Raw genomic sequence first — 12,247 nt, forward strand, 5'->3', positions numbered from 1 at the left:
CCAGGCCCAGCCTCCGCGATGGGGGCTGGCGCGACAAAAAATAAAAATCGGAGATGCCTTGTCAAGAACCCCGGTCGAAAAATTTTTGCGGTTGAGGATCGCTGGATACGCAAGCAGATCAGCCGAACACGACCTGTTCGCTTGAGATTGTAGGATGAAAGAGGCCGCCAACTAAGCGGCCTTACTCCCGATTGTCGCGATGCGCCTTGCTCTCGGTCCGAGCGCAAGCGCATTTATGTATGTTGTGACGCAGGTCGCGCAACTGTCGGTCGAAGGCCTCGGTGAGGCTTCGCCTCTCGTTCCGCAGTCGGTGGCCTTCTTCGATAGCCAATTGCGCACGAGCAAACAGGGAATCTGTCATGCTCCAGCGTTTCACACCCTCGAGGTTTCAGCCCTTGCTTATGTTAAGGCGCTCGTCGCGTTGTTCTGGAAACCGCGCATGGGTCCTGCGACCCAGGAATGTATCTGGCTTCGGCAATTGCAGTAATTCCTTGGATCGCTCAATTATCTCTCGAGCTCGCTGCGCAAGTTCTCTGCACCAAGCCGCATGTTCTAGATTCCTTGAGCGCTGGTCAGTCATGACCGGCCTCCCATCCTGTTGCAGGCGGGAGCGCGCTCGGTCTCTCTGTCACCAGCGCCTACGGACAGAGCCTCGGCCGGTGATACGGAGACAATGATCCTGTCCGGAGATGGTTGCAAGGAAATGCGTTCACGCGAGGCACGGGTAAACGTGGCAATTCCTGATACCGGTGTTAATCTCGAACTTTTCGGGTCGCGTCCCGATTCATCTTAGGATGACTGGCCCCAGCACCGGCCTCTAGGCCCCCAGAGGTGCTGGGGCTTTTTCTTTGGGAACGAGGCACCGACAGTCAGCCTTGCTGCGGTCCAAGCACCGGCTTGGACTTCGTGCCACGATCGCCAGTGAACGTCGTCCAGATGCCCGCGAATGCAGTAAGCGGCCTTTCCTTGTTCAACGCGAACCACACCACGTCCTTCTTCTTCGTCTCTGGATTCGGCTCTGGTGCGTACTCGGCAAAACTGTTGAACGGAACGAGACAACGGTTCTCTGGCTTGAGCCATCCGCGCCAGTGCGGCGACGACGTGTCGCGGATGTTCGTAACAGGCGGACCACTTGTGCGCGGCGTGGTGGCATGCCCCACCGCATCAGAGCAAGCTCGGTACCGTGCTCAGTGTTACGGACCACTGGTGCAGGATATGCTTCGGCGGGATCGGCATCGCGGCGCTTGGCACAGCAATCGGCGTGTCGGCGTGGTCCATCCCTGCCGTCGTCGGTGGAATGATTGGGAACCGAATTGGTATCGGTAGAGACAGGCAGCGCTAGGCGATAAGGCCGCCAACTGAGGCGGCCCTTTCCTACCCAAAAATGACGAAATAGCCTACGCACCCGACAACGACGGCCAGCCAGACCAGCAATGGAACGTGATACATGGTATTGGTCCGCACCACTAAGGTTCTCTGCCCCCTAGATGTCGCCAACTGAGGCGGCCTTACTTCTTCACGATGCCTTCTTTTTCTTTTTGGATTTGATTACGTCAGCTTGCGCCCGGTAGGCGCGTGCCATTGCCTGCAATCCCTCCGCCAAGTCGCGGTCGAGAGCGGAGAGCGCGGCGCGCTCTGCCTTGTCAGCCTGCTTGCGAAGGGACTTAATCTTGGCCATGGTCGAACCCCAATGAGGTGCGTACTCATAGAGGACGAGTGCCCCTGATCAATGCGTCAGAGATTAATCCAAGTCAGGAGGATCACTCCTAGGTGCCCTCCGTAAGCCTCTTCTCGATATAGGCGTTCACGGTTTCGGCGAAGCTCCGCTGGTCACCGATAACGGTGTTCAGTTGTGTCAGCACATCATGCTGAATAAAGCGCAGCCCGCTTTTCCGAGCCCCGGGTATCGTAGCTTTCCAATACTCGTCAATGGCCCGCTCTGCCAACTCGACTTGGTTCGGATCGCCCTTGGCGATCAGTCGGCGCAGAATTCCTAAGCAGGCGTCTAAGTGAGGCATGCCCCATTATACGCCCTGTTTCTTTTCTAAATTTCAAACTGAGGCACCCTACCTCACGCGATCAGAATATTCGTTACCTTGGCGGCTGTAGCTCCCGTGAGGTCAGCCATTGCGTCATCCGGCAGGCTGCTTCGGCCTGTCGTGCCCGGCGAATAAGCCGGTCGCGTTCAATTCCTGGTGGAGTGCCACGAGCCTCTTTTCGCAGGCGCTCAGCTTCCGCACAGCCATTCTTATCGAGGAGATCTATTTGCTTGGAAAGATGCAGCCCGGTCATGCGCTCCCTCCCTGTTATGCAGGCGGGAGCGCGATTGGTCTCTCAGCCACCGACGCCTACAGGCAAACCCTTGGCCGGTGATGTTTGAACAATGATCCCGGCCGGAGATGATTGCAAGGAACTTCCGACCCGCGAAACCCCGGTGAGAACACTTAGGGACCGATCACATTTGTTGCCGGGAGAACATTCGTTGGGGATCTCAGTAGTCCTACCGAGAACACCGGCAAAGCCTTGGTTTCCCTTCGCTTAATCAGAACTATCCGCGACCAGTTCATTGACGCAACGATGAGCGGCCTCGAACCGCTTGTCCACCAGCTCAACGAAGAGTGGAGACCGTTGTCGGACGAGGAAGGTGATCAGTTCCTGCGAGATCGGCGCCAGCTTCTTCCCCAACTTTGCCGACTTCAGTTCGCCTTCACCGCACGCGTAGGACACCCGCAGCCTGTCCAGCTCCGCGGCCAACAGCGCGGCGTCAGCAGCGCCGACACAAGCCAACGCGAAAAACGGCTGGCCCGCAAAGTCGAGCTTCTTCGCTGAGGCTAGATCGCCGCCATGACCGCTTTCGTCTAAGAAATAGCGATCTACAGGGACGCTCGGCGATGGCCGGATGCCGCGATCGGCCATCGGCCGTGACAATGCTTGTATTTCCGGCCTGACTCACACGGACACCGCTCGTTCCGGCCGATTTTGGTCCGACGCTGGGGTGGCGCCGCCTGCTCGTTGCGGGCCGCGAGAAGCTCCTTCACTGCCGGAGGGATAACCACCTTTCTCTGCGGGGGTGGGCCGGATCGACGAAGACTGCCGACCTTCATCTTTGGGATAGTCACGGCGATCCCTGTCGTTGCGTTTTCCAGACAGTCACCATGGCGGATGATAGCGGCGGTGTCCTGAGCGTGCTGCCGCTGGTCGCTGGTCTGTTCGTCATGGTGGAGGCCCTCACGCGGAGCGGCGCGATCGCACAGTTGAGCGATATGCTACAGGCGGCAGCTGAACCGTCCATTCCAAAGACGGCATGAACGGCTGGCATCCCCACCGTCCTTGCCGACAACGTCGCCAACAATCTGCCGGTGGGTTTGATTGCGGGCTCGGTCGTGGCGAACCACCAAGTTCCGCCGCAGGTCGTTCAGGCGATGCTCATCGGAGTCGATCTTGGGCCGAACCTCTCCGTCACCGGCTCGCTCGCCAGCATCCTATGGCTCGTCGCGCTGCGTCAGGAGAAGGTCGAAGTCAGCGCATGCGCGTTTTCTGTGGCTCGGTTGCTGGCTGATGTCGCCCGCCGTGGTCGCGGCCTTGGCCGCCTTGTGGCGCACCGGGTGAGCAGCGGTCTTGGCTCACACGGGATCGAAGCGAACGCCGATGCGCTTCTCCTTTCGCCAGACGATGCGGCAGGGCAGCCGACTGTGATCCGGAACCCCGACGGGCGAGATCACATCGAGCGCGGTTCCGACATCCGACACGTTGCGGACCGTACAATTGATCGCGCCGCCACGAACGAAATGGTTCCCGCCTTCAGTATTCGCCGTCGTTGCGACGCTCGCTGCTCTTTCGTCATGGGTGCCAATCACCGCTACTTTCCGCAACGCACCAACCGCAATCGGGGTTGTGGGTAAGAGTACCCGGTGCCGGGGGCTGCCGAAAGCTTGAGCGCCGTTGCTTAACGGCCTACTCCGGCGTTCCGTAAACTTGGCGGTAGCGTTATCAAAAGCGCCTTAGCTTTTGAAGAGATGGAAGCTGGCCGGTTCAAGATGGCGTTAATCGGTCAATGGGACGCTCCCGCTGAAGGAAGCAAGCCTCGAATGCCGAATAGCCGCCGCGAACTCGGGAAGGCCCGCCTGCCGTTGTGGACGGCGGGCTTCGTCGCGTTGGCCTGCACTGCCATCCTGGCGCTCAGCGGCTGGCGTGAGTGGGAATCCCGAAAGGTCGAGCTGCGAAACGCCGAAATCGACATGGCCAATCTCGCCGGCTCGCTGACGCAGCACGCCGATGATACCTTCGACTTGGCCGACACCATCCTCGCCGGAATGGTCGACCGCATGGAGGTAGGAGGGACAAGCGCTCCGGCCATTGCGAAGATCCAGACGTTCCTCCAGTCCCGCAAGTACAACAGGCAGCGCATCCGCGGCATCTTCGTCTACGACGAGAACGGCCGCTGGCTCGCCACGACCGAACAGGTCGATCTCTCCGGCCTCAACAACAGCGACCGGGACTATTTCCAGTATCATCGCCTCGCGAGCGATCGCGCGACCCACCTCGGCCAGCCGGTGAAGAGCCGCTCCGGACGGCAGTGGATCATCACCGCATCGCGCCGGTTCAACCATCCGGACGGCAGCTTCGCCGGTGTGGTGCTGACCGGCATCGACGTCACTTACTTTACGGAGTTTTACCGGCGGTTCGACATCGGCCCGAACGGGGCGGTGTCGCTCTTGAACTCCGATGGCATCATGCTGGCGCGGAGCCGGGACGACGAGGGCGCCTATGTCGGACGCGACATGTCGGGGTCGACCCTATTCCGGACCCTGAATAGCCGCCCCGCCGCTAGCGTCTACTACTTCAAGTCTCCGCTCGACGGCCAACAGCGGCTCAGCTTCTACCGGGTGAGCAGCCATTACCCGATCCTGGTGCTGGCGACCAAGGCGCAAGACGACGTGCTGGCCGCCTGGCGTAGGGAAGCCGCCGTGCGGATGGCCATCCTCGCCGGCCTGACTCTGTCGCTCGCTCTGCTCGGACTTTGGCTGGTCCGGTACCTCGCACAGCGGCAACGGATGGCCGCGGCCCTCCTCGCCAAGGAGGCCGACTTCCGCCTGCTCGCCGAAGAATGCAGCGACGTGGTGATGCGCATCGGTCTCGATGAACGCATCCTCTACGCCTCGCCATCCTGCGCCCGGATCCTCGGTTGGGACCCTGCCAAGCTACTGGGAACGCCCGCCCTCGCCGGTCTCAACCCGGAAGACCGCCCGAGGGTCGAGCGGGTCGTTGCCGCCCTGAAGAACGGCGAGGCCGAAGAGGCGCGGATCATCTATAGGTCACCTCACCGCGAAAAAAGGCGAGATCTGGGTCGAGACCGCCCTGCGCGTTACCCACTCGAGCGAGACCAACGAGATCGACGGCGTCGTGGCGATCTCGCGCGACATGACCGAGCAGAAGGATCTGCAGGACAAGCTGGCGGCGCTCGCCACCTCCGACGGGCTGACAGGACTCGCCAACCGCCGACACTTCGACGAGTGCCTCGCCGAAGAATGGGCCCGGGCCCGGCGCGATGGCGCGCCGCTGTCCCTGCTGCTGATCGATGTCGATCATTTCAAGAAGTTCAACGACCAATACGGCCATCAGGAGGGTGACGCCTGCCTGCGCGCGTTGGCGCGGATCCTGGAAGCGCATGTACGACGGCCGGCCGACCTGGCGGCCCGCTACGGCGGCGAGGAATTCGCTCTACTGCTGCCGAATACCGACTCAGAGGGCTGCGAGCAGGTCGGAGAACGGGTCCGCGAAGCGGTGCGCGAGCTCGGAATGCTGCACGCGCTGAATCTACCGTCGAAGATCGTAACGGCCAGTCTCGGTGGCGCGACCAACCTTCCGGCCCAAGGCGAGTGCGTCGCGCTGGTCGCCGCAGCCGACCGGGCGCTCTATGCAGCCAAGGACGAAGGCCGGGACCGGCTCGTCATGGCCGGCCATGTGATCACGTGGCTCGATACCAAGAGAGCTTAGATCGTGGGCTTTCCGGCGGTGAATGCCTCAATCCTAGCTTAAGGTGAGGGCCTCGGTTGCAATGAAAAGGCCGCAAGCCAACGGCCTGCGGCCCACCGGTAAAAAAATATCAATTGCTGCTGAAATTCGCCTAGCCCCGGTGCTGCGGTACTTGATCACGACTGCGGCGGGATTGGGATTCCGGGAATCTACGGAATGGCCCCCGCGGCCGTTACGACGATTTCAATCCTTCTGTTTCGGATGCAGTTTGGCCTTTTCAGCGACCAGCCGCGCGGCGATGTCGTACGTAAGCGCGGACAAATTGGGGAGCAGGTCACATCACTGAGGTGGCTGCTTGCCGAGAAGAAGGCGCAGATAAGGCGCTCGGCTCTGAATAGGATTGACGCCGCGCTCTGACACTCAGCGGGAAAACCACGGACCTTTTTGCTCGCAATTACTTTTTCGGAAGGCGCAATTCCTCGATCGCCCGGACGCAGATCTTGGCCGGGTCCTTGAGGCCAGTCTGCCCGGTCTCAATGATCTTCCTGGCTATTAATTCGGTGAGGGGATCGTTTCGATCCTGTACGCCGATCGTACGGAGGGCCTCCTCATAAGCGCTGGAAAGCCGTGCGATCTCTTCAGGCCCAAGGGGTGAGTTTTGAAGGATTCGGTAGATGGCCACTGCTAGTCCCCCTGCTGGACCCAGGGTAGCATCAGTCCGCTGAGGGAGCATTGCGATTTACGAGCTAATTTTAGCTTCCGAAACTGCTGCGGGGTCGTTGAGAGGTCCGCAATGGCACCCCGCGACTGCGCGATGCATATGGCGCCGTCTGAACCGTTAGCCCCAGTCAGGCGCCTTGAGGCAGCGAGGTACGAAACCATGTTCGAAAAGAGATTAGACAGGTCTTCAAGCAATCGGTTTCTGGCATGGCCGAAGTTCGGCGGAAGCCGCCTGGGAGGAGTCAGGAAGCCTTCGCCCTGGCCCGCTCGCGGGCGGCTCGGCGGCGCTGACGGCGTTGATCTCGGCCGAGCCGGGTCGAGGCCGGAAGACGACCCGCTGGCACGGTAGGCGACGGCTCAGCTCCGGCTACCTGTCTTTCCGGCTCGACTTTAGAAGGTCGAGCTTCCATGAGCTCAAGCACCGCCCGTCCCTTCTCGGTGATACGCCAGCCCCCGTTCAGGCGCTCGACCAGCGCTTGCGAGAAGATATCGAGAGCCACCACCCGCGCGGCGAGCCGCTTGGTCCGCTCAGTCCAATCCCGTCCGCTCGTTGCAAGAATGGCCATGTCGCGCTTGAGGTCCGCCATGACGGCGAAACCGTCTGGATAGCTCACCAGGATCTTGAGCACCGTGACCTGGAAGTTCACGCCCCCGTGCCCCTCCCGCTATCGCCACATGGTCGGCACTTCGTGGAGAGCCTTACGACCGATCACCCTGAGCCTCTCCGGCGAAGTGTCACCGTTCGTGGCAGCTTCCAAGATCCTGGACGCCACGTGGGTACGTGTGCCGGATTCGAAGCGCGAAACCTCTTCACAGACCTCGTCGAGGACGGCACGCAGGAGCGCGGTCGTTGCTGGATCGAACATGGGATCCCCCAAGAGAAAAAGCAGTCGTATCGCAATCATAAGGCGCCGCATTCAACAGTGTTAAAGCGGCGTAAAATCCGGTCTAGTCTACATTCGGACTGCCTCTTCGCAAGCCTGGAATTTGCCGCGCTACAGCGTTCAGGCGCCGATCGCTCGGCACCGCCGTCTTGCACGAAGGCATGCGCTCGCTGCGCCAAGCCTTTGCGCCAACTTCGGTCGATCTGGACACGGCGCCCAACCAGGACGTCTCCGTCCGCGACGACGCTCGCAAGCCGGTGAAGGGGCTCATCGTGGCCAACGACTTCTTCGGCCGATCTCTATCGAGTAATCGGCGGGCGGCCACTCACCATACCAAATTCTATAATGAGAGAGGGTTATCCGTTCAAGCGCAGCCACCTAGTTGCATTGCGAACGAACAAGATCTCCGCCATGGATCCGCCGTCGACGTGGTGGCCGGAGAGCTTAGACTGCGCCAAGATGAAACAACTAACGCGCTTGATCTACAGTAAGCACATCGAGAGAATGCCAGACTACCGGCGGGGGCGTGCCGAGGCGGGACAAATGACGGACGAACGACGTGGCACAGTGACGGCCGAGTACAGTCCCGCCTTCGTCATCCTGGTGGATGGCTACATCGCCCAGGGCAATCTAGCTGCGCTTCAGAGCCTTCGGGCTATCTACACCGCGGCCACCCGCAGACCGCTTGTTTCCAACCGACAAGACAATCTAAATCTAATGTCGATCTTCGAAACTCGCCTCGTTCTTTTGGACGAGGCCATTACCACCATCAGTCTCGCTGCTCTCAAGCAGCGCCTTAGTCAAGAACAGCCATTGTAAAATGTATTGGGTGACGCTTCGCTCCGACTCCTGGAGAGACGTGCACCCACTTGCGAGCTATCGAATCCTGGACGATGCTGGCGGTGCCAAATCCCGACGCGGGACTGGCAATTGGCCCCGGCATCCCGGCCTCCGCAGGCCCCCCAAGGTTGCCGGGGCCATCGCTATTTTTTTGGTGCATACGAGTCCGATGTGCCGACCAGTTGTCCGTTTACAGCAATCGCTTCGAACGAAAGGCGAGAGAATAAAATGACGATCAGCATGCTTGACCAAATGCTTTTCACCCTCAATTGTGGACACGAAGTGGTGATTGGTCGGCTGGAGCAAGCCAAGACTTGGAAATGCGAGAAGTGCGGCCGATCGATGGACTTAGGTGTAGAGCCGCGGAAAAGCGCCTTGGCGAAGGATCTGCACACAGCCCACCAGATCGACCTTCAGGCCAAAGAGCGCGGTGAGACAATTACGCGGCTCGGCTGAATGAAATCTGTTAGCGACCGCCACTAGGCGCGAGCAAACTCGATGAGGAACAGGTAGTCCTGAAACGAGGTAGTGACGAAACGCCGCTTCGGGGAGCGAGCCGTCTGCCAATCCGTTCGTGAAGGGATGCTCGGTGTAGGCCCGCCACTCAGCGGACGCTTCTGTCTTTAAGCGCTCAAAGAAACTCACGATCTTTTTCGCCTGGCTTGCTTTCCATGAACGTCTTTGGCTCGTAAGGGAGCACGGTCGTGTCATCAAAGTGAGCGCCTGAGGAAAAGCGCGTTGCTCCCTCAGTCGCACGTCCATTAGTTCGACATGTTGGTGTCAAGGAGCGCCAGAAGAGAGCGCACCACCACTAGTCGCCGACGTCCGATCGTTGTCGTGACGATACGTCCGGCTCCTATCAACTCGTAAAGCTTCGTGCGTCCCAAGGCGCGGCGTCGAACGCTTCCCTGTCGTTGGCCACCCATATCTTTGAATAAGCTCCCCTGAACGAGCGGGTGATCAACGACAGGGAAAGTTCAAGCTTCATGGAGGCAGGATGTGCCAATTCCTCTTCCAGGGCACCGATGATCTGTCGATTGAAGGCCTCGCCTTCTTCAGGGCTTAGATAATATTGAGCCCGATAGCCTGAGCGGCCATTGAACAACTGGTCGAAGAGGCGCTCGGGCAGTGGAATTTGGCTGACAATCCGGAAAGTGTTTGACGGAGCTTCAGTGTCGACGGCCCGCTGCCACTCAAAGTCTGCTTGGCCTTCAACCGCAGCTTTCTTCGCAGCAATTCTAACCCCCGAGATCAAGTCGCCCCCGGAAACCTCTTCCAACAGGCGTATGCGCCGGTCTGCGTCGTTGATGAGATTGGTGAGATCCCAATGCGAACATCCGAGAGCGCTCGCGTACGACAGCGCACGTCAGCGGCGGTTCGAATATTTCCGGATACCAAGGGCGACGAGGAAATTTTTCGCGAATGCGCCAGCCACAGTGAGGCATCGCGCCGAGGCTAGTGCGCTAATGTCGGCAGCAAATTCCCCAAGCGTTCGCCGCTGTTCACCAGCGTCTTATTCAACCATTATTCAACGAACGCGGCTGATGGCTATCTAAGTGCCTGAGTTTGTTGGCGCTCCCTAGGGGAATCGAACCCCTGTTTCAGCCTTGAGAGAACCAAGTCGATCCGCTCAATAATCGTCCTGAAAGAGTCCTATAGATGTCAATCCCGGCCCGCCCTGCGCGTAGGCGTGACCGCACCAGTTTCGCACCAGAAACGACCTCATCAAAACGCAATAAACGCGATCGAACGCAGATGAAACCACAGCAAAAATCAACGAAGCTGACCGATAGTCTGCCGCTCATAACGATCTGGTTGCAGTTTCTTCAGGCCGAAGTATTTACGAAAGCAGTAGCTGCTCAAAGTCTTGTTGGTGAGGGTGCCGGGTCTCGCCCCAAATATCTGCCAGGTGCCAAAGAGAGCTTAATGGGTCGCTTCCTGGCAGCAGGCACTTTGGCAGGCGAAGCCGTTGAAGGCTCCTTCCTTTTTCTTCGCCGCGGCATCCAATTGCACGTTGAGCTTATAGCCGCCGTTCCGCTTAGACGTCGCGGCCGAGCATGATGCTCGGGATGATCACCACGGCCGACATTTTGTGGATTGGCGCCAGCGCAGGTGCATACACCTCGTTGAGTCGCGCGGTGACCTAGAGGTTTGATATCGTGCGGGACGCGCATCGCAAATTGTCCTTGCAGACGATTCCAGACAAGGCGATCCTGCGCGTCGCGCGGGTACTTGCTCGTCTGGCCGCGAGGGAAGATCATGAAAGAGAGCTCGCCAATCGAAGAGACAAGGAAGCGAGCGACGATCTATGCTCGATTCTCAACCGATCTTCAGAATGAGCGTTCAATTGAAGATCAGCTTTCGCTTTGTCAAAGCTATGCTGAGCGCGAAGGCTTAACCATCGTCAGCACCTATGAAGATCGAGCCCGTTCAGGTGGCTCTGTCATGGGACGCGAAGGCCTTCTGCAGATGTTGGACCAAGCGCGTGAGCGATGCTTTGACGTAGTGATCGTTGAAGCGCTCGATCGCCTCTCTCGTGACATGGAAGATCTCGCAGGCATCCATAAGCGGCTATCTTTTCTCGGGATTGAGATCCGGGCGGTTCACGAAGGCGTCGTTAACACCGTGCTGGTCGGTCTTCGCGGCCTGGTCGGACAACTCTATCGTGAGGACAACGCTCACAAGGTGCGTCGTGGCCAAGCAGGGCGGGTCAAACAAGGTTTAGCTGGAGGAGGCCTGACATACGGATATGCCGCGGTCGCCGGAAAGAGCGGCGAACGGGTCATCGTCGAGGCCGAGGCACAGGTGATCCGGCGCATCTTTCAGGAATACGTGGACGGTCGAACGCCTCGCGAAATCGCGCGCGATCTCAACAAGGAGAGGGTATCACCTCCGCGCGGGCGCGCATGGAATGCCTCAACTATCAATGGCAATCTTGAGAGGGGGGCCGGAATTCTACAGAACGAGCTTTATGTAGGACGCCTCGTTTGGAACAAGGTCAGGATGGTGAAAGATCCCGACTCGGGGAAGCGCCTGTCACGACCGAATCCGAAGCGTGACTGGCAGGTTGCTGAAGTGCCGCACCTTGCAATTGTCAGTCCAGAACTGTTCAGGGCTGCCCAGCAACGCAAAGGGGAGCGCAGTCACGGCCACCCCAGCCATCAACGTCGACCTCGTCGGATGCTGTCTGGCTTGCTCCGTTGCGGTTCGTGCGGCTCGGGCATGGCAACGAATGGGCGGGACAAATCCGGGCGCGTTCGCATTCGCTGCTCGGCAGCTACGGAGAGCGGCACATGTCCTGACGCCAAGACGTTCTATTTGGATGTGGTCGAGAGTGCAGTTCTCAGTGGGTTAAAGGCTGAATTGCGCGCGCCGAAGGTTATTTCGGAATACGTACGCACGTACCTCGAAGAGCGGAAGCGCCTCGCAGCTTCATCAAATGCAAAGCGGCAGCGCCTTGAGCAGCAGCTTGGACAATTGAACCGGGAAATCGAACGACTGGTGGATGCGATTGCGAAAGGGCATGGCGATCCATCTATTCTCGGCCCGCGGTCGACTGCCTTGGATGCCGAACGAAAGCAGATATCTGAGGAGCTACAGAGTGAACCGGCTAGCCTGAAAGAAGTCGCGCTGCATCCTGCCATCCTGAAACGATACGAGGAGCAACTCGGTCGGCTTGAAGAAGCACTGGCGAAAGGGGCCAGTGCTGGCGACGGGGAAGCCGCAGAAGCCATCAGGGATCTGGTCGACACGGTCACTGTGTTCCGCGATCCAGCGCGCCCAGGTGGTGCAGCCGTCGAGATAGCAGGCCGGTTGAATGCCCTGCT

13 protein-coding genes and 6 pseudogenes are annotated in these 12,247 nt (G+C 59.4%); 8 read left to right on the forward strand and 11 right to left on the reverse strand.

Going from position 1 to position 12,247, the window contains the following annotated elements:
- Positions 1-199: 199 nt before the first annotated feature.
- Complete coding sequence (locus tag ACVWY5_RS31970; protein WP_028352257.1) at positions 200-487, forward strand: hypothetical protein; 288 nt, start codon at positions 200-202, stop codon at positions 485-487.
- A 388-nt stretch (positions 488-875) separates the two neighbouring features.
- On the opposite strand, the pseudogene ACVWY5_RS31975 reads toward ACVWY5_RS31970, so the two are convergent.
- The 5 genes and pseudogenes from ACVWY5_RS31975 to ACVWY5_RS31995 all read right to left on the reverse strand — a co-directional run.
- Positions 876-1,216, reverse strand: a pseudogene (locus tag ACVWY5_RS31975) (SOS response-associated peptidase family protein); the annotation flags it as partial.
- A 300-nt stretch (positions 1,217-1,516) separates the two neighbouring features.
- Positions 1,517-1,678, reverse strand: coding sequence for a hypothetical protein (locus ACVWY5_RS31980; protein ID WP_321176951.1), 162 nt, complete (start codon positions 1,676-1,678; stop codon positions 1,517-1,519).
- Between the two features lie 88 nt (positions 1,679-1,766).
- Positions 1,767-2,018, reverse strand: a complete 252-nt coding sequence (locus ACVWY5_RS31985; protein WP_028352256.1) for a hypothetical protein — start codon at positions 2,016-2,018, stop codon at positions 1,767-1,769.
- Positions 2,019-2,538: 520 nt separating this feature from the next.
- Positions 2,539-2,916 carry a DUF3800 domain-containing protein gene (locus ACVWY5_RS31990; RefSeq protein ID WP_028352255.1) on the reverse strand — a complete coding sequence of 126 codons (378 nt, stop codon included), beginning with the start codon at positions 2,914-2,916 and terminating at the stop codon, positions 2,539-2,541.
- Positions 2,874-3,104, reverse strand: a complete 231-nt coding sequence (locus ACVWY5_RS31995) for an SEC-C metal-binding domain-containing protein (RefSeq protein WP_456671737.1) — start codon at positions 3,102-3,104, stop codon at positions 2,874-2,876. Before ACVWY5_RS31995 ends, ACVWY5_RS31990 begins: the two co-directional genes overlap by 43 nt.
- Here ACVWY5_RS31995 and ACVWY5_RS32000 point away from each other — a divergent pair.
- Positions 3,091-3,609, forward strand: a pseudogene (locus ACVWY5_RS32000) (ArsB/NhaD family transporter); the annotation flags it as partial. The gene ACVWY5_RS31995 and the pseudogene ACVWY5_RS32000 overlap by 14 nt on opposite strands.
- A gap of 14 nt (positions 3,610-3,623) precedes the next feature.
- Here the strand turns inward: ACVWY5_RS32000 and ACVWY5_RS32005 are convergent.
- Positions 3,624-3,844, reverse strand: a pseudogene (locus ACVWY5_RS32005) (PilZ domain-containing protein).
- 244 nt (positions 3,845-4,088) lie between these two features.
- On the opposite strand from ACVWY5_RS32005, the pseudogene ACVWY5_RS32010 reads away from it, so the two are divergent.
- Together ACVWY5_RS32010 and ACVWY5_RS32015 are read left to right on the forward strand one after the other, a co-directional pair.
- Positions 4,089-5,997: pseudogene (locus tag ACVWY5_RS32010) on the forward strand (diguanylate cyclase).
- Between the two features lie 195 nt (positions 5,998-6,192).
- A complete protein-coding gene (locus ACVWY5_RS32015) occupies positions 6,193-6,393 on the forward strand; it encodes a hypothetical protein (RefSeq protein ID WP_028352254.1) in 201 nt (66 codons plus the stop codon).
- 37 nt (positions 6,394-6,430) lie between these two features.
- Here the strand turns inward: ACVWY5_RS32015 and ACVWY5_RS32020 are convergent, their stop codons facing one another.
- The 3 genes from ACVWY5_RS32020 to ACVWY5_RS32030 form a co-directional block, all read right to left on the reverse strand.
- On the reverse strand, positions 6,431-6,658 hold the full coding sequence (locus tag ACVWY5_RS32020; protein ID WP_038381774.1) for a hypothetical protein: 228 nt from the start codon (positions 6,656-6,658) through the stop codon (positions 6,431-6,433).
- A 280-nt stretch (positions 6,659-6,938) separates the two neighbouring features.
- Positions 6,939-7,343, reverse strand: a complete 405-nt coding sequence (locus tag ACVWY5_RS32025; protein ID WP_028352252.1) for a hypothetical protein — start codon at positions 7,341-7,343, stop codon at positions 6,939-6,941.
- Positions 7,344-7,361: 18 nt separating this feature from the next.
- Positions 7,362-7,562 (reverse strand): hypothetical protein, encoded by a 201-nt coding sequence (locus tag ACVWY5_RS32030; RefSeq protein WP_028352251.1) that lies wholly within the window; start codon positions 7,560-7,562, stop codon positions 7,362-7,364.
- 429 nt (positions 7,563-7,991) lie between these two features.
- Between ACVWY5_RS32030 and ACVWY5_RS32035 the strand changes: the two genes are divergently transcribed.
- Together ACVWY5_RS32035 and ACVWY5_RS32040 are read left to right on the forward strand one after the other, a co-directional pair.
- The gene (locus tag ACVWY5_RS32035; protein WP_321176966.1) at positions 7,992-8,399 is read left to right on the forward strand and encodes a hypothetical protein; all 408 of its coding nucleotides are present in this window, start codon (positions 7,992-7,994) and stop codon (positions 8,397-8,399) included.
- A gap of 249 nt (positions 8,400-8,648) precedes the next feature.
- A complete protein-coding gene (locus ACVWY5_RS32040; RefSeq protein ID WP_028352249.1) occupies positions 8,649-8,876 on the forward strand; it encodes a hypothetical protein in 228 nt (75 codons plus the stop codon).
- 26 nt (positions 8,877-8,902) lie between these two features.
- On the opposite strand, the pseudogene ACVWY5_RS32045 reads toward ACVWY5_RS32040, so the two are convergent.
- Together ACVWY5_RS32045 and ACVWY5_RS32050 are read right to left on the reverse strand one after the other, a co-directional pair.
- Positions 8,903-9,065, reverse strand: a pseudogene (locus ACVWY5_RS32045) (TenA family protein); the annotation flags it as partial.
- 214 nt (positions 9,066-9,279) lie between these two features.
- On the reverse strand, positions 9,280-9,699 hold the full coding sequence (locus tag ACVWY5_RS32050) for a hypothetical protein (RefSeq protein ID WP_028352248.1): 420 nt from the start codon (positions 9,697-9,699) through the stop codon (positions 9,280-9,282).
- A gap of 476 nt (positions 9,700-10,175) precedes the next feature.
- On the opposite strand from ACVWY5_RS32050, the gene ACVWY5_RS32055 reads away from it, so the two are divergent.
- Together ACVWY5_RS32055 and ACVWY5_RS32060 are read left to right on the forward strand one after the other, a co-directional pair.
- A complete protein-coding gene (locus ACVWY5_RS32055) occupies positions 10,176-10,481 on the forward strand; it encodes a hypothetical protein (protein ID WP_456671738.1) in 306 nt (101 codons plus the stop codon).
- A gap of 198 nt (positions 10,482-10,679) precedes the next feature.
- Positions 10,680-11,762, forward strand: a pseudogene (locus ACVWY5_RS32060) (recombinase family protein); the annotation flags it as partial.
- Positions 11,763-12,247: the final 485 nt, after the last annotated feature.

Source organism: Bradyrhizobium sp. USDA 3256 (assembly GCF_054058275.1).